The organism is Pseudomonas sp. FEMGT703P, assembly GCF_002786345.1.
Lineage (GTDB): Bacteria > Pseudomonadota > Gammaproteobacteria > Pseudomonadales > Pseudomonadaceae > Aquipseudomonas > Aquipseudomonas peli.
In genome coordinates, this window is sequence record NZ_PGCM01000010.1 from 686,105 (window position 1) to 706,687 (window position 20,583).

Consider the following 20,583-nt stretch of genomic DNA (forward strand, 5'->3'; position numbering starts at 1 on the left):
ACAAATCATGCAAACCACTGTAGAAAATGGTGGTGATCTATCTAACTACATAGCTTTTGACAGAGACGGAACACCAGTCCGCTTCCATAGTTAAATATTTTACTTTCTACTTAAGTATTAAACACAGGACAATTCTAAGAAAATTTTTTGCGCGCGCACCCAAGAGCATCGAAAACTGACAATTGAAACAGTCCCTGCCTTTCGGACTTGGGGATGACCGAGGAAGAAGTTCTAACATGATAATTCCCACAAAAGTTCCTGACACAAAAAAGCCTGGCCGTCATTAACCGGGTTCTAATGCTTGAATTATATGGTCGGGACGGAGTGATTCGAGCACTCGACAGTTAGAGGCTAACGCGTTTTAAACGACTGATTAATCGAGCACCAACTAGGGCGCTCGCTGCATTCGGTGCCCACGCAATCTAACGATTTTCAACGCTTTCCCGAAAAAGTCCCTGAGATATTTCTGAGCAATACCGACATTTTCATTGACCTTACTCCACGCGACCTTCCCTGCTCATTCGTCTGAACTCGCAACTTGGTCGCAACGCCGCCGCCCCCTCTCTTGCATAGTTCAAACACTGTGGTCACCTGTGATGAGAGTTGATGGCACCCCGCGCCTGCTTACAGCGCGTCAGCGCAAAACTCTCGAAAAAACACGTTATCAAGAGCTGTTGCCGTTATCGATTTGACCCGCGGAAAAGTCACTTTAGCGAAAAGGGCATGACCGGTTATGCAGTCAGAAAAGCGACTTTGGGCCAACAATCATAAGAAGATGATTGAAGCGCCCTCCTCCGTTTGTTTGGTTTCAGAATGGCTCGCTAACCTCGACAACCAGCAGACACGGCGCGCCTATCGTTCCGATATCCAAGACTTCTTTGTTTTAGTCGGAGCGCGCTCAGTCGAGGACCTACTTGAAATATCTCGCGGGCATGTACTGATGTGGCGCGCCGCACTAGAAGAGGAATGTTTAAGCGCAGCTACACGCAGGCGAAAACTTGCAGCTTTGGCATGCTTATTCGACTACCTGATCGAACGAGATCCGCGCTACACACGCAACCCTGTCCACGGGATTAAACGTCCACGTACTGAATACTACGAGGGCAAGACTCCTGCTTTGAGCCGCGCCCAAGCAAAGTTACTTCTCGACGCCCCCAACCTGCAGTCAGCAAAAGGCTTACGAGACAGGGCCATCTTGGCGGTACTGCTTTATCACGGCCTGCGGCGCCAAGAAGTTGCTTCTCTACGCGTGTGCGACCTGCAGAAGCGGGATGGTTTGCTGCATCTACGAATCCACGGCAAAGGTGGTCGATTGCGTTACATCCCTCTTCATGGCGATGCAGAGAACAGCATCAATCAGTACCTGGGAGGTGCTTGCGTCGAGAGAGACAAAAACAACTTTATGTTCACCAGCCTTCGGGGTAGCAAAGCTGGCAGGAGCCTGAGCGCTGATGGCATCTATAAGCTTGTATGCCACTACGCGCTGCAGGCCGGAATCGATGTGGCTGGATTAGGCGTACACGGCCTGCGCGTGACTGCGGCTACCAATGCGTTAGAAAACAACGCTGATATTGCTCAAGTCCAGCACTGGCTTGGACACGCGAGCATCAGTACCACCCGACTGTATGATCGCCGCCAAAACCGCGCGAGCGACTCACCCTCATTTAAAATTCAGTACGAACTCTGAAAACATCTGGTCATGGCACCAAAACCAGCACTCTTGAGCGGGTTGCATATCCGAGAAGTCATGCTCACCTGAAGGCCCTATTTCTTGAGGCCATCAATCATGTACAGAACATCAGAAGAAGTTCGCGCAGCGCTTTGGAGACATCTGCTCTATAGCAGCCAGTCGATTGTGATCGTGGTATCCGCAATGACAATTCGTCTGGGCTACTTGGAATATCCCCCATCCACGTCAGCACCTCAATTGATTGAATTAGCCTTCTGGCGACTCGCCTTGCTCCTGTCTTTTCAATCGGCTCCGCTGGCCTGGGCTGTGTTTCTCTTCAAAGGCTATAAGCACAGACGACTACTAATCCCGCTCCACGAATCCATGAAGTTGCTGAGGCTACCGCTAGCGACATGGACATGTGGGTGCCTGCTCACCAGCACCGTTCTGTGGCCAATGATGCGCGCTTGAAAGTCACTTCTCTCTACCTTCATTAATATTTGGTCAGCCTAGGTACGCCATGTCCCGAACTATCCTAACTGCCGTTTTCATAACCGTCCTGAGTGGTTGCGGCCTGCTCCCTCGAACCGATACACCATCAGTGGCATTGCAAATAGCGGATGCGATGAGCATTCCTGCCTATGACATGTCACGCACCGAGCATGAAGAAACCTTTGAAGTGACTGGGCCTAGCGGTCGCAATCTTGATCACTCAGTAAGCGGCGCTGCACAGCTGATTGCATCCGGAGATCCAACAATGCTGCTGTTGAGTGGATTAACTCCGGGGAGCCCTGCCGCGCGAATACAAATCGCCGCATGGGTGCCTGAAAGCCTGGCATCCACTCCTAGGAAAGCTGTGGCTGTTGCTTCACAGGCCTATATAGAGGCGCGCGCGGATGTTTACGGCAAGGATGAGCATGGCCGGGAAAAGTTACTTTCGACCAAGGTTAGGCATGTGCTCGGCCAACCATTCGGTGAAGGTGGTTTGGTACAGACCTATGCCCAACTATTCGATCTGATTGCTGACCATTCCCCAAGCCTGGCGCCCGTCCCTTCATTTATCCCGGAAAACGGTAAGGCTTATGGCCCTATTTTCCTAGATGCCTGGGGAACACCTGCAAATGCAGAAGACATCCGATTGATTACTGAGATGTCCAAGGCGTTGCCATCCTGGTTCTACATCTATAACCCTGGCCTGCAAGGGGTTTCCGCTAGGTCAATCCTAAACCAGGGACAAAAGCTACTTTTCGTTGAGCCGTAAACGCTAACTGTCACGACGGTCTGTGGCACTGCAAATTGGCAAGTTTGCATCGAAATGGCCAAGCCTGCGAGTGTATTCCCAGGCTGCTTGCATATTCAAAATAATGGGGAAACTGGAACCGTAACCCAAACGGAGCCATTCCCATGTCACTCGAAGAACAGATCACTTTCACCTCTGACCAACAGGTTCACCTGAATGCTTGGTCATCGGTTTACATCGATGCTCACATACAGCAAAGGCTCGGCATTACGCTCTCACAATTCCTGATAAACCCGGGAAAATATCTTTTCCTTGCATGGCTGACAGCCCCTCACATCCCGACGAATAACGGCTTCTTACCGCTGTTACCTGCACAAGTAGCAGCTAGCCGGCGTATTCACCAAAGGTGGGCTGAAGAGGAAGAGGAAGATTAAATACAAAGCGATAAATTTGAATTTTATAAAACACCAAAAACAATAGAGTAAACCCTATGTATGTAATTTCAGCATTCATCATATTCATAGTAGTTTGCGCCTTGGTAGCCGATTGGCTTAGAGACGACCTTAGGAAACGCAAACATCAAGACTGGCTGCAATTACCCACTATTGATGAGTACGCCAAGCAGACCAAATTCGGACGTATTCAATGCTGGAACTGCAGGTCATCCCGCATCTGGCAATACGGACTTGAGGCGCGCAATGACCAACGCCGAATCCACTCATGCAACCAGTGCAACACTATCCTATATCGAACGAAGCGAGGCTAAAATGAGCCGCATTCCTCACTGCCCAAGTGCCGGTGAGGAAATCTGTTTATAGGTACCTATGGCACCTCAAAGGCCTGCAGTGTTGTGGCTCAAGGCTTTTGGCTATTTAGTTTCCGCTCAAGCAGCTTAGTGAACAAAAAACCTACGGTTCCGATCAAAGCAATGGCCAATACTGTACCCAAAATAAAATAACCAATAGGTTCCATACTGCCCCCATGGTCCAGCTCAGTGGATTGATAATGTCTCCAGCATACGCCCCTCTCTGAAAAATGCTGATCTACCCAGCCTACGGCCAACAGAAACCAGATAGAAAGACTCTCTTGGATGCCGAATACCACCAAATCACCCCAGAATCTCATGGCGCATTCGACTATCGCCGCTAGCCGTCAGTTGCGGTCGAGAAACGGCTACATTCGGCCACAAGCGGCCGATCTCGGTAGGACGCCGTCTTCAATCTAGCAATACATGGCATCACGAAAGAGAAGCCGGGGCCTCAAGTCCAATCAGATGAGCTGCGGTTTGCTGTGCTTTCTCCAGGTCGAGATACATCGTGGCGAACGACTCCATAAGAAGCTCAGGAGGCAGCGCCCAGTCCCATTTCTCCCTGATCATATTCTGAACGTTGTGAAGAACAGTGCTCGCCTTAAGCTCCTTCAAAGCCGCAATCTCTCGAAGCTTGCTTTCAAGCAACGCTCCTCCACCCTGCACCTCAATGACCAGCCCTGAGTTCTCAGTAGGCAAGCCGACGTACTCGAGAAGAACGGCCAAGGCGTCGTTGGTCCAATCGCCCTGCCAGGTGAAAAGACAGGTTCCTCCTCCGCTCTCAATAAAGCTCTGATGGCCCAACCTAAGATCAGCAAAGCTTTGCCGCGCCTCCGTCAGTAGATTCTGTGCCACTGGATCGAGGTAGGGATAAGCCTCCTCTTCCTGCAGTACGGTTTTCATCTCTTGCCGAACATTGTCGTGAACTCGAGCAGCCAGACCATCAAAAGCCGGAGGGGCTCCTCCTGGAGAGGGCCTGACGACAATCACCTTGCCCTCCGTATCAACGTTAATCACCTGCCAACGACGCCCGGCAAAGATGATGCGTTGTTCAGCACACAGTGGTCGCGAGACAGGCAGGGCCCCAAGGGGTCTTCCATCGCAAACAACTCGGAATTCTTCATTGCTTGTGAATGCACTGTAGAAGTCATAGTGGTTGATCAGCCGCTCGCCCAACTCACCAGGCAGCAAAAGCCCGGCCGGTTCCTGAATGATCAGATCTCGCTCACCCAAAGCACGCAGGAGGTTCAGAAAGCTGCCCTGCTCAACGGCCAAGAAAGGGCCATTGCGTACTAACGTTCCCCACAACTCAGCCGCAGTGGCACCACCTTGCTGCGCAATCATCGAGAGGCATTGTTGCACCAAGGTCGACAAATGCAGCCCCTTTGCTCTTGGCGGCTCAAACCATCCCCTCATCAGTAGCCGGATCATCGCGATGCTTTGTACCAATCCTTGGCGCAAGCGATCCGATATTGGAGAGCCATCCGTCAGTCGACGCTCCTTGCAGTATCCGCGGAGAATGGCTGCCTCTCCTGGGCGACGCCCAGAACGGCCAAGACGCTGGCGCAAACTGGCAACTGAAGGTGGCGGCCCTATCTGTACAACCGTTTTGATGCTGCCAATGTCGATGCCCAGCTCCAGCGTAGTGGTACAGATCGCAGTCGCCGGCCGGTCCCCCGCTTTAAGGGTCCGCTCGGTATCCTCCCTAATATCTTTCGACAGGCTGCCATGATGGGGCCAGAACTCATTAGGTACACCGTCTTGCTCGCAGCGACGCCGTAGCTGATCGGCAAACCATTCGACCTGAGTCCTGCTGTTAGGGAACACCAAGTTGTTGCTTCCACGCAGCACCTGGAAGAGGTGCTCGGAAATTGCGTGATCGGAGGCTGAGTTGTCTTCTAGGCTCTCCTTATCTTCGGGCTGTTGGAGTGTGTCTTTCTCTGGCTCCTGAAAGCCTCTGATCTGGACTTTCAGAATTTGCCCCGAACCTTTCGATTCGATCACCGTCACCTTGCTCGGGGAAGCTGGGCGCAAGAAGGTAGCAGCCAGCATCATGTCGCCCAGTGTCGCTGACAAACCTACTCGCGGGAGAGGACGTCCGATCACCTGTTCGACCCGATGCAACAAGGACTGCAGTTGCTTGCCTCGCTCACTGCCTATAAAGGCATGCAGCTCATCGATCACGAGGTAGCGCAAGTTCGCGAAAATCCCGGGCAGACTCGTCCCCCGGTTCACGAACAGCGCTTCAAGAGACTCCGGGGTGATCAACAGCACGCCTTCAGGGGATTTTAGAAAGCGGTGCTTGCGGCTCGACGAGATATCGCCGTGCCAGGCAACGACGGGAATCTCGAGTTCGTCGCATAGCTTGCTCAATCGCTCCCACTGGTCATTGATCAGTGCCTTGAGCGGGCTGATGTAAAGCACTGCCCCTGGTGGTTCCTGCTGCTTCAGCAGGTTCGTCAGAATGGGCAGGAACGCGGCCTCGGTTTTCCCCGCCGCCGTCGCTGCGGCGACTATGACGTCCTGATCAGCATTGAGCAGCGCGGGGATGGCCCGCTCTTGGGCATCCCGGAGAGAGGTCCAGCCTTCCATCCAGATCCAGCGCTGAATCCGGGAGTCAAGAAGGCTGAAGCCCTCCGACTCAGAGCTGGAAGGTTGCGAGCTCATCGTCGGCATCTACTTGAGTATCGGCTTCACCACCTCTATCCGGGCTCAGTTCCACAGCACCCAACAAATGTCTCCAGTCCGCGCCCGGGTTCTGTTCCAGCACGGCCAGCAAGTTGATGAATGCCGTGATCGTGGTGCGGGGTGTACGGAAATAGGCATCCCCCAACCGTTGGTTGCAATGCGCCATGAACAAAGGCAGCGCCTCGTCAGGTAGGAGGTAGCGTGCGCTGTCGCCCGAGGCGTAGACATGACGCAGCTTCTGAAGAAGCACATAGAAGTCCTCGGGTGTCAGGCTCGCTAGGCGGATGACTGGCCCTGACAGATCCACCAACCCAGACTTGGCGAAACTGTTTTCCGCCAGACGCGACTGCAAAGCCGGATAGCTGTACAAGCCGCGGCGGGTATCCATCAGGAATTCGGGGGTGCCTCCGAGCACAAAGCCAAGGCCTTCGGCAGAACCCTGCAAAGAGTCGTTGAGGATGCGCAGGATCTGTTCGTAGTTGGCGTTACGCGCCTGGGTATTGGCTAGCTTGTAGAGATTGACCAGCTCATCCAGGCAAACCATCAACCCCTCAAAACCCGCCAAGCGGACAAACCGAGCCAGGAGCTTGAGCTGATCATAAACGGAAGCATCGTCGATGATTGTGCGTACACCCAAGGCAGCGCGCGCATCGGTTCTTGTGGTGAACTCACCTCTCAGCCAGCGGATGGCATCGGCCTTGAGCTGTTCGTTGCCCTCCTCGAAGCCCTTGCAATAGGCCGCGATCACATCAGCGAAATCATAGCCGTTGACCATCTCGGTCAATTGGCCCAATTGCTCGCGCATCACAGCCTCGCTGTCCTTACCGGACACCTTGGCCTCGCTCTTGGCTTGGGATATGAACCTTTCGACAATACCCTGCAAGGCTCCGCCATCGGGCTTGGTACGCGTTGACATGTTTTTCGCCAGCTCAGCATAGAGCGAGCGAGCCTGGCCACCAGAGGCATGGAGCCGACGATCGGGATTCAGATCCGCATGCATGGTCACGAGCTTGCGCTCCATCGCAATGGAGCGCACAAGATTCAGGAAAAAGGTTTTTCCCGCGCCGTACTCACCAATTACGACTCGAAACGCTGAACCGCTCTCGGTCAAGCGTTCGACATCACGAATGAGCGCTTCCAGCTCACCAACCCTACCCACCTGGATCAGGTGTTGACCTGCCCGCGGAACGACTCCCGCACGAAGGGACTGAATAACCGCATCGCGATCTTTAGCTCTGATGCTGCTCATAACGGTAATTTTCCCATGATGTCAGGATTGATCTCGAGGGGATCTTCACCTTCGGTAATAGGCATATCGAAATGCTCGAAGGCCATGTCGTTAATGTGCTCAAGCGCGCCATCGAGCATGAGATCCATATCGCTGGCCACCGCCTCCAACTCCTCCCGTGACCATTCCATCCGAGAGACAAGCAAGCGAAGGAAGGCCGAGTGATCAGCATCTAGCCCACAGATGCTACTGGTGTCATCCGAAGCGCCACTGTTATCGGGCTCCTCAGGCTCGACGATTTGTTCATCTACGAAAACTTGGGCCAGCAACGCCGACACCTGTTCGGTTTCACGTTGTAGCTGGGCAATCCGCTCATGATCCAACGTGAAGCCAGCCTTCGACGCTGATGATGCGGAGGATGGTGATATCGACGCGACCGTGGGTACAGTGCTCGTCGACGCGCCGCTAGCTGCCACATGGAGGTCGCCGTATAGGAGCTGAGAGTCCAGTTGAAGAACCTTGTAGACGCGCTCAAGCAACTTCACTTCCTCAGGGCTCACCTCCCCATCCGCTTGAGCTAGGTGGGCAAGGAACGCCGCCACAGTTCGCTTCGCCGAGCTGGTCAGCGGTTCCAGCTTTTTCTTCAGACTTGGCAAGGTCGGCGGCTGGTTGAGTTTTAGACGGAGGTGGGCCTTCAGGCGCTTGCGATGCGCTCCACTCAAGTGGCTCCAGGAATCGACGTGACGGGACAGCAGCATGATCTCTTCTGGAGAGGTGTCGCCATCCGCCGCCGCAACGGCACAGGCTAGATCCAAGGTGACCGAGGCGGCATTGTAAGCGGGAGATGCTCTTAGATCCCCGTCTTCGATCTGGGTGGCAAATAGCGCTACGGTATCTTCCGCCTTAGGTGTTTTGCTGCCGGCTAATACATCCGGCTCAATGCCGATATGCAATGACTCCAACGCCCGCGCCAGTGCGATCACCTTGTCCCGCGAAAGGGCTCCGGCACTTTTCAGTCGCCCCGCCAATTCGCCGAAACTCATAACCACCATGCCATCGCCTATGCGCTGTTTCAGCGCATCCAACTCAGCACGCGACGCCGCCGGCCACAGCATGATGGGAAGCTGCAGCAAGCCTTCCAAGGCTTCGGGGGTATCGGGATTACGACCGAGATATCGGCTGTAGGGCTCCAGCTCCGCCGTGCATTCATCGACTATTTGCTGCAGCTTTTTGCGAGGTACTGAAGTCGCTGTTACGTCTGGGATATCACCCACCCCCTCAAGCGCTTGAACCGGCAAGGCAGCCGACGCGGTGTTGTACTGCAACTTCAACCTGGTCTTGTTCTGGGGCAGAACCATGCCATCGCCATGAAGCTGCTCATACTTGATCTTGAACAACGCTGCGAAGGCGTCCTGGCAACGGCTCACTGGCGTTCGCTTGCCAATATTCTGATCCGCCAGCGCCCAGGACAAGGCCCATTCGGCGGGCACACGTTGCTTGTCGGCAGCTAGTTGTCCCAGGCCAATACGCAACTCCATGGGCATTTCATAACCGTAGGCCTGGTTGTCCGGCGGCGGTGCCAAATAACGTCTCGGCGGGGTCTCACACATTCGTAGAAACGCGAGAAACCGACCGGCGTAGTTGCTAAATGAGCCGCTCCCCCCATAGATGGCGAGAAGGCGCTCGACTTCCGACACGATGCCAGCGATTTCGGAAGCGACATTAGGATCGCTCTTCGCATCTACGAATACACGCCGCTCAAGGCCGTAGAAGAACAGGAATACGTAGCCGATATTGGCATGAGGTGCTTTCCGCCCACTGGACAGCCATTGCAAGTAAGCGCGACGCGCCTCGGGTGAAATCGAGTCGTAACTGGCCCAGTAGCCAGTCAGCCTCTCGGCGATGTCGATAACACCACGCGCAACCTTGAGTTTGGGGTTGATCAAAGATGGCTCGGGTGCAGCATAACGATCAACTCGCCCTGTACCCACATAGATCATGCCGCCAGGAATCTTTTCTCCGGCTACCTCAACGAATTCACCGGCCGGAATCCATCGGACATTTTCATCCATCAGTGTCGCCGGCGCACTCGGCAGGCGATATGAAGATGGCGTCGAGACCTCGAGGGTGACCGTGAAAAATTCTGAGTCCTCTCGCCTCCTGACTTTCTCCTCCGCAGCAGGTGCCAGTTCCCGAGTGTTGCCTGTATAGGCCTGATCTTGGACTTCGACCTCGTCCAGAGAGAACACTAAACCACGATTCGGATCAGCCTCTACAGCTCTAGGCCAATTTCTCGAAGGTGAAGGGCGGTGCTGTTGATGCGTCACAGAGGGAGGGGTTCTGGACGAGTTGCTGTTGGCCTTTACGATCAGCCATACACCGAAGCCGATAACCCCGACTCCAACAAGAGCAATCCAGGCTTCTTTGGGGATAGAGGCAATCGCTCCCAAGAACAGGACTCCCAGGATAGCCATCCCGGAAATTTCAGATTTGTTTCTTCGCTTCCGTGCCATCAGATCTGACCGCCCTTCTGAGTCCATACTGGCTTATTGTCAGTATCTGCAATTTGAGCTGATCAGCCAATCTCTTTGATCCTCGGGATACGGCCTCGTGAAACACTTTTGTCTGCGGTTCCAGTTCGCGTTCGGGTACCAAGTCGGTTGGAGCCATCATGTGAGTCATTTTTGAGGCGCTCAGCAAGCACTAGGCCTCAATGATAGTGAACACTCCCGGCCTTGTTATCCATATGACAACACTGCCCTGGCGGTGAGCTTTTGCGGCATCCCCCCCCCGTGCTCGACAATCTCCGTTCCACTCCGCGCCATACCATGACTTGCGCGCAGTCTTTGCCGTTCGATACACACGATTTCGATGGGATCGTATATCGACGCTTATGGCAAACATCAATTGCCACTATGGAGGTGGTTACCTCTCCGCCACTTGCACTCCAGGCTTAAACAAGTGGAAGCCCAGAGTGGATATCCATCACAGCAGACCATAGCTCGGCAGCCTGTCACCTACTGCCTCCCATAAGCGACAAACTTGTCGTGCCAGCTACACCAGGCCGCCTCCTTCCCAATCCCATGCTTCTGTCGGCCTAAAGCCACGCACTATCGAACATTGCCAGATGTGCCCGCCCGAACCGCTCAAATGTGTCCACCGTGACATTCCTTCTTAATGCACCTATGCAACAGCGGTGCTATTGCAAAATATCAGGCTCCGGTGCCCGCAAATACTAGGTTCGCGGGCATAGCCCCGACCAACGCAGATCAGGTCAAATACAACCCTCACAGACCCAGTGATTTAGCCATTAAATGGCTGAAAAGCCTTTCTTTAGTTGTAAAAACCGCATCCTTTACTGAATTTCATGACCGAACCGACCGATTACGAACCTATCGGTAGGGTCACTGCGTATGAAATATGTAATGCATTAACGCGAGAAAAACATCAGACCATGCTGCAAGCCCCTATTCACTGAGGCTTGAGCAGAAATGACGTAAACATCGAAACCCTGATTGCGATGTTTTTATATTGGGCCAGTACTCACCGATTTGGCAGGGATGTTGATGTGTGGGAGATGAAATGCAATAACACCCAAAAAACATCAGGTCATGCTGGAGCCCTTTACTCATAAGGGTTATAGTGGAATTAATAAAAACATCAACTCACATACTTCGATGTTTTTTGATGATTCGCAATACCTGGCAGCCCGGCCCAAAAATCGACCAGCAGGCAGCCTTCAACCGAGCTCAGATCGAGGGTTGGGTATATGAAATTGGTGCGTTTCTGAGTATCAAAAGTGCTCGTAGAGTTCACTTTTGTGAACTCCTAGTGTGAAGCTGCACATCAATAGATGTTCACAAAAGTGAACTTTATTGCCACCACACCGTAGCGATTGCCGGCCTTCGACGCCCTCCTAGACACCGATAAATCCCGCCGTAAATTGATTACCGGCTCGCTTCGGTTTACACGGCCTGGGCCGAAATCGGTCTCGAAATTTCGCCGCTCATCCCCGCAAGCGCAATGCGTCACCAGCAACTTGAATGCCGCCTAGGGTAGTACAAGCAGCCACCTCGGCACGAACCTTTCAACACGTTTACCACGCACGCTGTCGCTGAGTTTCTTACCAGCACAAATTCTCACGACGCCCCTACCACACTAACTTGCAGATCGAAGATCTCATGCTCAGATAAAAGCGAAAGAGCTTCGAAACTTCCGTCACGCCACTGACAAACGCCCACGCAACCTATGCATACGGGTGCCTCGAACTGCCTGGTTTAAGGCCAGCCGGAAACTCAAAAGTAACTTTATGGCAATCACTCCAGCAGATCGTGATGAATCACCACAAATCTTGACCCGGGAGTTCAGACCCTGTTTAGGGCACAGATAGCCCGAATTTTCAGAAAATTGCCCCCTACCATGTACGCACCAAACGTTGATGAACGAAGAGGTGTTCATGGGTGGGGGAAAAAAATCAAAACCTTCTGGGCCTAGAAAAGCATGGTTTAGACAACTCCTGATGTCGAGTCAGGTGCGGCTATGACAACCGACGCTCACTCAATCGATCTCGACAAGATATCGGAAGAGAAAATGGCTGAGTTACTTGGCACAACCAAGCGCGCGCTGCAAGCAAAGCGCGCTCGCAAACAGATCCCGGAGGGTGTCTGGCTCAAAATTGGTCGAAACATTATTTATAGCCTGCGGAGATACGAAGAATGGCTCGAAAGTCAATGGATATGCCCACCGGGGTGGAAGTCTTCCGAAACTCCCTACGCATTAGGTTCACCCGGAATGGACGCCGGTGCAGCGAAACGCTCCCCTACCCAGTCACGCCGAAAGGGATCGCAACTGCGTCCATACTTAGAGATCAAGTAGTGCTCCTCTCCAAGATGGACTTGCTGGATGACGCCAAATACATCGAACTTTTCCCAAATTCGATGGTGCCCGCAGGTGGGCTTTCCTGTTTTGGTGAGTTTGCTCAACTTTGGTTGGACAGTCGTGACATCACTGAAGGAACCAGGTTGAACTACAAAAGCACGCTGAACCAGTATTGGATGCCCCGCTTGGCGTTAATCCGCATCGATCTGATCACCACCACACTGCTACGCCGCATCATTGCTGATACGAAATGGACGTCCCCCGGCGTAAAAAGGAACGCACTCGTAAAGCTATCGACGATCCTGAAAGCTGCTGTTGGTGACGGCCTGATAGAGCGGAACCCTGCAGAAACATTGGAAGTGCCACGCAGATCACGCAAGGATCCAGATCCGCTGACCCTAGACGACGCTAATCGGATAATCGAAAAACTCTACTCAACCTCGCACTGGCCAAGCCTGATCTATGCAGCCTTGTTCGAGTTTTTATTTTTCTCAGGCCTGCGGTTATCAGAAGCGCTAGCTCTGCGATGGGAATCGGTGGATTGGAATCGGAAACAGGTGCACGTCTGTCGCACAGTTGCATTAGGCGTGGTAGAAGAACGGACAAAGACCAAAAGTGCTCGGTACGTTCTGCTCAATGAACGTGCGCTGCGGGCATTATGGTTCGCCCTAAACTATGCGGAACGCCGGCAGCACGGTGTTGGTCGAGTCAAAACCACGCCTTATGTGTTTCCGCCGTCAAAAGGCCAGGAGTACATCAAGGAAACCTCCAACGTGCATCACCAGTGGCGCCCTACCCTTAAAGCCTTGGGTATCCGCTACCGGCCGCCATATAACTGCCGTCACACCTATGCGACAATATGCTTAATGTCCGGCATGAACCCCGCTTTCATCTCTCAGCAATTGGGCCATAGCGTCCAAATGTTGTTGTCGACGTATGCCCGCTGGATCAACTCAAGCTCCGACTGGAGCGAACTGGAAAAGCTGAATATTGGTATCAAATTGGTATCAACACCATTCAGCCAGCCATAAGTCATTGATAGGTAAGACCTTTGATTTCCACCGCTAACATCACCATGCAATTCGGGGCTAAGCCCTTGTTCGAGAACGTTTCCGTCAAGTTTGGCGGCGGCAATCGTTACGGTCTGATCGGGGCCAACGGCTGCGGCAAGTCGACCTTTATGAAAATTCTCGGCGACGATTTAGAGCCGAGCGGTGGCCAGGTGATGCTGGAGCCGAACGTGCGCCTGGGTAAGTTGCGTCAGGACCAGTTCGCCTATGAAGAATTCACGGTAATCGACACTGTGATCATGGGTCACGAAGAGCTGTGGAAAGTCAAAGCCGAACGCGACCGTATCTATTCCTTGGCGGAAATGAGCGAAGAAGACGGCATGAAGGTCGGTGAACTCGAAGGTGAGTTCGCCGAGATGGACGGTTACACCGCAGAATCCCGCGCCGGTGAGTTGCTGCTGGGCCTGGGTATTCCGTTGGAGCAGCATTTTGGCCCGATGAGCGAAGTAGCGCCCGGCTGGAAACTGCGCGTGTTGCTGGCCCAGGCGCTGTTCTCCGATCCAGAAGTGCTGCTGCTGGACGAACCGACTAACCACCTGGACATCAACACCATCCGCTGGCTGGAAAACATCCTGACCCAGCGTAACAGCACCATGATCATCATCTCGCACGACCGCCACTTCCTGAACAGCGTGTGCACGCACATGGCTGACCTGGATTACGGCGAGCTGCGCCTGTTCCCAGGCAACTACGATGAGTACATGACTGCAGCGACCCAGTCGCGCGAGCAGTTGCTGTCCGAAAACGCCAAGAAAAAGGCGCAGATCAACGAGCTGCAAAGCTTCGTCAGCCGCTTCTCGGCCAACGCCTCGAAATCCAAGCAGGCCTCCTCGCGTGCCAAGCAGATCGACAAGATCCAGTTGGCCGAGGTCAAACCGTCCAGCCGTGTCAGCCCGTTCATTCGCTTCGAACAGAACAAGAAGCTGCACCGCCAGGCCGTCATGATCGAGAAAATGGCCAAGGGTTTCGACGGCAAGGAGCTGTTCAAGAACTTCAGCTTCCAGGTTGAAGCGGGCGAGCGCGTAGCCATCATCGGCCCGAACGGTATTGGTAAAACCACCCTGCTGCGCACCCTGGTTGGCGAACTGGCGCCGGATGCCGGTGCGGTGAAATGGACCGACAGCGCGGAAATCGGCTACTACGCCCAGGACCACGCCCACGACTTCGAAGACGACGTCAGCCTGTTCGATTGGATGGGCCAGTGGACCACCGGCGAGCAGATGATCCGCGGCACACTGGGTCGTATGCTGTTCAGCAACGACGAGATCCTCAAGTCGGTAAAAGTCATCTCAGGTGGTGAGCAAGGCCGCATGCTGTTCGGCAAGCTGATTCTGCAAAAGCCTAACGTGCTGGTGATGGACGAACCGACCAACCACTTGGATATGGAATCCATCGAAGCGCTGAACCTGGCGCTGGAAAACTACCCAGGCACACTGATCTTCGTTAGCCACGACCGCGAGTTCGTGGGCTCCCTGGCTACGCGCATCATCGAGTTGTCAGCCAACGGCATCACGGACTTCAGCGGTACCTACGATGACTACCTGCGCAGCCAGGGCGTGATCGTCTAACCGGTTTGTCGCCGGCATAAAAAAGCCCGCTCACTGAGCGGGCTTTTTGTTGGGTGCGGTTATTACGCTGCGGCGAACAAACCACCGATCTCGGCGTGCGCTGCCGCAAAGGCATTCGCGCGCGGCTCATCACCGTAAGCCAGCCCTTCGGCGCGCACAATTTCAATATCGGTAATGCCGAGGAAGCGCAGCACCAGCAGCAAATACTCTTCGTGCGCCTGACCGCTTGGTTGGCCCGCATGAATACCGCCTGCGGTGGACACGATCACCACCTTCTTGCCACCTGCCAGGCCCTTGGGGCCATTCTCGTCGTAAGCAAAGGTTTTACCGGCGACAGCCACGCGGTCGATCCAGGCCTTGAGCTGGGTCGGCACGGTGAAGTTGTACATCGGCGCGCCAATCACGATGGCATCGGCCGCGAGAAACTCGTTGAGGGTGCCTTCCGCAAGCTCGACTTCATGCTTTTGCGCCGCATCGCGCAGCTCCGCAGGTGTACCGCCGGCGACCAGACTGGCGGCGGACAGATGGCTCAGCGCATCGCTGGCCAAATCGCGATAGCTCACCTGAGCTTCAGGTTCAGCGGCCAGCCAGGCGTCGACCACGGCGCGGCTGAGTTGGCGGGAAGCAGACGAGTCGCCGAGGATGCTGGAATCGAGGTGCAGTAGTTTCATGACAATCTCCAAAGTGAGATCGCCCCACGGCGATCAAGATGTTGGAGATACTATCGATGAAAGCAATGGTCGATTAGTCCGTGTAAATGCGATAGTTCGTCCCACTAATAGGACGATAAAACCATGCATGATCTCAATGACCTGTTTTATTTCGCCAAAGTGGTAGAAGCCGGCGGCTTTGCCGCCGCCGGGCGCACCCTTGGCATTCCCAAATCCCGCCTGTCACGACGCATTGCCGAGCTGGAAAATCGCCTCGGCGCGCGCCTACTGCAACGCACCACGCGCAAACTGGCATTGACCGACATTGGTGAGCGCTACTTGCGCCATTGCCAAGCCATGCTGCAGGAGGCCGAACAGGCCGAGGAAACTGTGGCCAGCCTAACCAGCGAGCCGCGCGGCCGCCTACGTGTCAGCGCGCCAGGCGGCATTGCTTTGCTTTCGGAGTTGGTGGTGAGCTTTCTCGCGGCCTATCCCAAGGTGCAGTTGGAGCTGATTCAGACCAACCGGCGTATTGATCTGCTCAACGAAGGCGTAGACGTCGCCTTGCGCGTACGTAGCGCCGAGGATGAAGACCCTACGCTGATCACCCGGCGCTTGCGGCCCGCGCAGGCCTTTATGGTTGCCGCACCGGCCCTGCTGGAGCACGCGCGGGTCAGCACACCTGACGATCTGGCGAAACTGCCGGCCCTTGGCGCACTGGAAGCGGACCGCAAAATTCACCTGCGTTTGCAGCATGACAATGGGCGCGTGCAGGAAGTGGTGCTGGACGCGCGCCTGGCCATTGAGGACTTCAACGTCCGCAAACATGCAGCGATGAGCGGCCTCGGATTTACCATGTTGCCCGCCCCCCTGTGCTTGGATGAACTGGCCGATGGACGACTAATCCGCCTGTTACCGGACTGGGCACTGCCTGCTGCCCACCTGCAAGCGGTGTACACCCACAGGCGCGGCATGCTACCAGCCGTTCGGGCATGGATTGAGCATATCAGCGACGCCTTCAGCCGCTGGGACCAACCGATTTAGCGCCGCTGCATCAGCTGTAACGGCGCAAGAGTTCACCGAACAGTTGGCCATCCAACACCAGCCAGTCAATCCATACCAGTTGATGGGCTGCAACAATCAGCCAAACCACCAGCTGGAAGGAGAGCTTGCGCGTTTTGTGCCGAAAGCACTGCTGCGCGATCAACGCGCCGGGCCAGCCACCCAGCGATTCGACCAAATGCAATGCTTTTTCCGGCGTGCGCCAACGGCCTCGCTGGGCACTGGACTTGTCCTGCCAGTACTGCACAAAACTGATCAGGCTGGCGAGCGGGTAAGCAACCAGCACCCACACAAAACCAGACGTTAGGAACAGCTGCCAAGCGCCCATTAGAGGCAACACACACAGCGTCATCAGCAGCACTAACTTCAGTCCGAGGCTCTGAATCGGCTCATGGCTGCGCCCCGACGAAACCTGACGCACCCTGGCTTTCGCTGATGGTGCAACCCTGGGCTTAACAGCGCGAGGCTTACGGCGAATCGCCGGACGGTCCAACGCAAGTTCGCCAGCAACGCGGATATGCTCGGCGCGGGCACGCCCTTGAGGGTCCTTACCCGGCACGTACATCACCTGATCCCCGGTCACGGGTCGACGGTCTCCGCGCATGGCCGAGATATGCGCAAAAAGCTCAGTCCCGCCCTGCTCCGGCTGGATAAAACCAAAGCCTTTGTCGTCATTCCAGCTGCGCAACACGCCGCGTTGTTCCATTCCCATCACTCTCAACAGGTATACGCCGCGCGCACTCTAGCAGCCTGGGAAATGGCGATCCAAAAACTCAAGCAGATACTGATTGACCTGCTCAGCCTGCTCGTTCTGGATCCAGTGCCCACAGTCCTTTAAGACGAACTGCTGCAAGTCATCCACCCATTCCGGCATTTTCTTCAGGGTGTAGGCTTCCAGTTTACCTACCGGGTCATGGTCACCGATCAAGAACAGCGTCGGCGGTTTGATCGTCTGCCCTTGTAATGGCTCGGTCACGTGCCAGTTGCGTTCGAAGTTGCGGTACCAATTCAACGCTCCCCGTAAACCGTGCTGAGCAAAGGTGTGGCGATACACCGCAAAGTCGTCCTCCGTGCACCAGTCGGGCAACGCACCCACCTGCATGTCGTCCTCGAACAAACGCCCATCGGCAGGCTTGTCCTGCAGTAACAGGTTTCGCTCCTCGAAATACATCAGCAGGCGCAGGGTGCGGTCGATGTCAGCGTCCAACTCGTGTTCGGCGCGGCCAGGTTCCTGAAAGTAGAGGATGTAATTGAATCGCCCGGCACTGGCCTCACGCATGATCTCGGTGGCTGGACGACGAGGCCGCCCGGCAAAAGGTACCGATAGGGTGATCAGGGCTTTGATCCGCACGGGCTCAAGCAGTGCCAGATACCAGGCGACCATTGCGCCCCAGTCATGGCCGACTATTGCCACCTGAGTGTGGCCAAAGTGATCCATGGCCGCACGTATGTCCGCGCACAGCGTCAGTACGTCATAGGCCGCCACGTCCGCCGGCGCCTCGCTGCGGCCATACCCCCGCATCTCAGGCATGAACACCCGATAGCCGGCCGCGACCAACGGATCAACCTGCTGACGCCAGGAATACCAGCACTCCGGAAAACCGTGCAATAACCACACAGGCTTGCCCTGTTCCGGCCCTGCGCAGTAAAGACTGAGGGATATACCGTTGAGATCGAGTTGGAAATGATCGGCCGTATTGTGCATGGCACCTCCTGTGTGAAGTCCCACTATGACAAAGGCGCACCCTGGGCTGCGCCTTTATTCATCCGACGAATACAACGGCAGCAATCAGCCCTGCGCGGTGCTCCAGTCAATCCACTGTAACTGCCAGGTCGCCAGAATCAACAAGCCAAAACCGATGCGGTACCAGGCGAACGCTGCATAACTGTGCTTACCAATAAAGCTGAGCAGTGCCCGCACCGCAATCATGGCGAAAATAAACGAGGTGACAAAACCAATGGCAAACACCGGCAGATCACTGGCCTGGAACAAGTCGCGGTACTTGTAGCCGGAGTACACCGCAGCACCGACCATGGTCGGCATGGCAAGGAAGAAGGAAAACTCGGTGGCCGCCTTACGCGACAAGCCGAACAACAAGCCGCCGATAATCGTCGCGCCGGAGCGTGAAGTACCCGGAATCATCGCCAGGCACTGGGCAAAACCAATCTTAAGCGCGTCCTTCCACGTCATGTCGTCGACGCTCTCGGCGTGCACTAAGTGCGTGCGCCGCTCGGCCCAGAGCATGATCACCCCACCCACCACCAGCGCCAGCGCCACTGTGATCGGGTTGAACAGGTAATGATGAATAAGATCGGCGAACAGCACACCTAGCGCCACGGCCGGCAGAAAGGCGATCAGCAAATTGGCGGTAAACCGTTGAGCCTGCGGCTCTTTGGGCAGACCGATGATAATGTCGAGGATCTTGCGCCGATACTCCCAGACCACAGCGAGAATCGCCCCCAGCTGGATGATGATGTTGAAGGCCATCGCCCGCTCACCGCCAAAACCAATCAGGTCCGCGACGATGATCTGGTGTCCGGTACTGGAAATGGGCAAGAACTCCGTAATGCCTTCCACGATACCCAAAATCAGTGCCTGAACAGCCACCCAAAGATCCATCCTCACTCCTCAATACGTGCGCACCGGCACGAACAGCAACATTATGATGACGAACTCGCGTGGGCTTCCTACCAACCGGCTATTAAAAGGTTCCGGCCGGCAGAATAAATAATCAAATCACACACTTAACCCGCACCGCGCGAATCCTAGCAGAGAACCTGAGTATTGAGGCTACAGCACGCTGTACTGGTCTCGACCTGATGAAAGCAATCGCCAACCGAGCCGTCACTAATCCACCAATTAGCCTAAGGTCTAAAGTAGCGAAGCAAGACTCATCATCTATAAGAGGCGACCCCGCGCCTAAACAACCAGGGAGCCCACCATGAATAACCTGCGCAGCTTGCCTATTAACCGTCGTCTTTGGCTGATTCTGGTGGTTGCCATTGTCATGCTGATTATTCAGGGCGCCCTGTTACTCAAGCAGATCGAGGCCGACCTATATGCCGCCAAATCTGAAAAAACCCAGCATGTGGTGCAAAGCGCCGCGGGCATTCTGCAGCATTACCATGCACTGGAAGCGGCGGGCGGAATCACCCGCGAAGCGGCGCAGAAACAGGCTGCAGAGATCATTCGTAACCTGCGCTACGACGGCCAGGAGTATTTCTGGATTAATGATCAGACCCCAGTGATGGTCATGCACCCGACCAACCCCAAACTGGAAGGGCAAAACCTCTCAGGTTTCAAAGACCCAGACGGCAAGGCACTGTTCAATGAAATGGTCGCTATCAGCAAAAGTCAGGGCGCTGGCCAGGTCAATTACCGTTGGCCCAAACCTGGTGCCAGTGACCCTGTGCCCAAGGTGTCGTATGTGCAACTGTTCCAGCCCTGGGGCTGGATCATCGGTTCAGGGGTTTATGTCGATGATGTGCAGGCCGAGTTTCACACCCAGGCCTTGAAAACCCTGCTGATTGGCCTGGTGATTGCCGCCTTGGTGGCCCTGCTCATTGTGCTGATCGTGCGCAGCATCACCCAGCCGCTGCAGCACGCGGTCGATGCCATGGCCAATATTGCCAGCGGTGATGGCGACCTGACACGAACCCTCGATACCCAGGGCAACGACGAATTGTCCGCTTTGTCCCGTCACTTCAATGCGTTTACGGAA

General features: G+C 54.9%; 13 protein-coding genes and 1 pseudogene. 7 read left to right on the plus strand and 7 right to left on the minus strand.

The genetic code is table 11. The features are described 5' to 3' along the window. The first annotated feature begins 733 nt into the window (after positions 1 to 733). From CUR33_RS16760 to CUR33_RS16770, 3 genes are all read left to right on the plus strand, one after another. Entirely contained in the window at positions 734 to 1,687 is a 954-nt protein-coding gene (locus tag CUR33_RS16760) for a tyrosine-type recombinase/integrase (protein ID WP_289240335.1), read from the plus strand. A gap of 607 nt (positions 1,688 to 2,294) precedes the next feature. After that, the gene (locus tag CUR33_RS16765) at positions 2,295 to 2,930 is read left to right on the plus strand and encodes a hypothetical protein (protein WP_289240336.1); all 636 of its coding nucleotides are present in this window, start codon (positions 2,295 to 2,297) and stop codon (positions 2,928 to 2,930) included. Positions 2,931 to 3,073: 143 nt separating this feature from the next. Beyond that, positions 3,074 to 3,343, plus strand: a complete 270-nt coding sequence (locus CUR33_RS16770; RefSeq protein WP_289240337.1) for a hypothetical protein — start codon at positions 3,074 to 3,076, stop codon at positions 3,341 to 3,343. A gap of 803 nt (positions 3,344 to 4,146) precedes the next feature. Here CUR33_RS16770 and CUR33_RS16775 read toward each other — a convergent pair. The 3 genes from CUR33_RS16775 to CUR33_RS16785 are packed head-to-tail and all read right to left on the minus strand — an operon-like array spanning position 4,147 to position 10,146. Continuing rightward, a complete protein-coding gene (locus CUR33_RS16775; RefSeq protein WP_289240338.1) occupies positions 4,147 to 6,384 on the minus strand; it encodes a DEAD/DEAH box helicase in 2,238 nt (745 codons plus the stop codon). Then, entirely contained in the window at positions 6,359 to 7,654 is a 1,296-nt protein-coding gene (locus CUR33_RS16780; protein ID WP_289240339.1) for an ATP-binding protein, read from the minus strand. Before CUR33_RS16780 ends, CUR33_RS16775 begins: the two co-directional genes overlap by 26 nt. Continuing rightward, positions 7,651 to 10,146 (minus strand): tellurite resistance TerB family protein, encoded by a 2,496-nt coding sequence (locus CUR33_RS16785; protein ID WP_289240340.1) that lies wholly within the window; start codon positions 10,144 to 10,146, stop codon positions 7,651 to 7,653. The genes CUR33_RS16780 and CUR33_RS16785 overlap by 4 nt, the downstream gene beginning before the upstream one ends. A 2,202-nt stretch (positions 10,147 to 12,348) precedes the next feature. Between CUR33_RS16785 and CUR33_RS16790 the strand changes: the two genes are divergently transcribed. Both CUR33_RS16790 and CUR33_RS16795 read left to right on the plus strand, forming a co-directional pair. Next, the gene (locus CUR33_RS16790) at positions 12,349 to 13,542 is read left to right on the plus strand and encodes a site-specific integrase (protein WP_289240341.1); all 1,194 of its coding nucleotides are present in this window, start codon (positions 12,349 to 12,351) and stop codon (positions 13,540 to 13,542) included. 20 nt (positions 13,543 to 13,562) lie between these two features. Further along, positions 13,563 to 15,149 (plus strand): ABC-F family ATPase, encoded by a 1,587-nt coding sequence (locus CUR33_RS16795; RefSeq protein WP_090255828.1) that lies wholly within the window; start codon positions 13,563 to 13,565, stop codon positions 15,147 to 15,149. 62 nt (positions 15,150 to 15,211) lie between these two features. Here the strand turns inward: CUR33_RS16795 and CUR33_RS16800 are convergent, their stop codons facing one another. Continuing rightward, positions 15,212 to 15,820, minus strand: a complete 609-nt coding sequence (locus tag CUR33_RS16800; RefSeq protein WP_289240342.1) for an FMN-dependent NADH-azoreductase — start codon at positions 15,818 to 15,820, stop codon at positions 15,212 to 15,214. A 123-nt stretch (positions 15,821 to 15,943) separates the two neighbouring features. Here CUR33_RS16800 and CUR33_RS16805 point away from each other — a divergent pair, with 123 nt between their 5' ends. Next, positions 15,944 to 16,843, plus strand: a complete 900-nt coding sequence (locus tag CUR33_RS16805; RefSeq protein WP_090255830.1) for a LysR substrate-binding domain-containing protein — start codon at positions 15,944 to 15,946, stop codon at positions 16,841 to 16,843. 10 nt (positions 16,844 to 16,853) lie between these two features. Here CUR33_RS16805 and CUR33_RS16810 read toward each other — a convergent pair whose 3' ends face one another. The 3 genes from CUR33_RS16810 to CUR33_RS16820 all read right to left on the minus strand — a co-directional run bounded on the left by CUR33_RS16810 (position 16,854) and on the right by CUR33_RS16820 (position 19,481). Further along, the gene (locus CUR33_RS16810; protein ID WP_448703174.1) at positions 16,854 to 17,567 is read right to left on the minus strand and encodes a DUF1294 domain-containing protein; all 714 of its coding nucleotides are present in this window, start codon (positions 17,565 to 17,567) and stop codon (positions 16,854 to 16,856) included. Positions 17,568 to 17,603: 36 nt separating this feature from the next. Continuing rightward, positions 17,604 to 18,566 carry an alpha/beta fold hydrolase gene (locus CUR33_RS16815; RefSeq protein ID WP_289240343.1) on the minus strand — a complete coding sequence of 321 codons (963 nt, stop codon included), beginning with the start codon at positions 18,564 to 18,566 and terminating at the stop codon, positions 17,604 to 17,606. 84 nt (positions 18,567 to 18,650) lie between these two features. Then, entirely contained in the window at positions 18,651 to 19,481 is an 831-nt protein-coding gene (locus tag CUR33_RS16820; RefSeq protein ID WP_289240344.1) for an undecaprenyl-diphosphate phosphatase, read from the minus strand. A 388-nt stretch (positions 19,482 to 19,869) separates the two neighbouring features. On the opposite strand from CUR33_RS16820, the pseudogene CUR33_RS20830 reads away from it, so the two are divergent. Next, positions 19,870 to 20,583, plus strand: a pseudogene (locus CUR33_RS20830) (cache domain-containing protein); the annotation flags it as partial.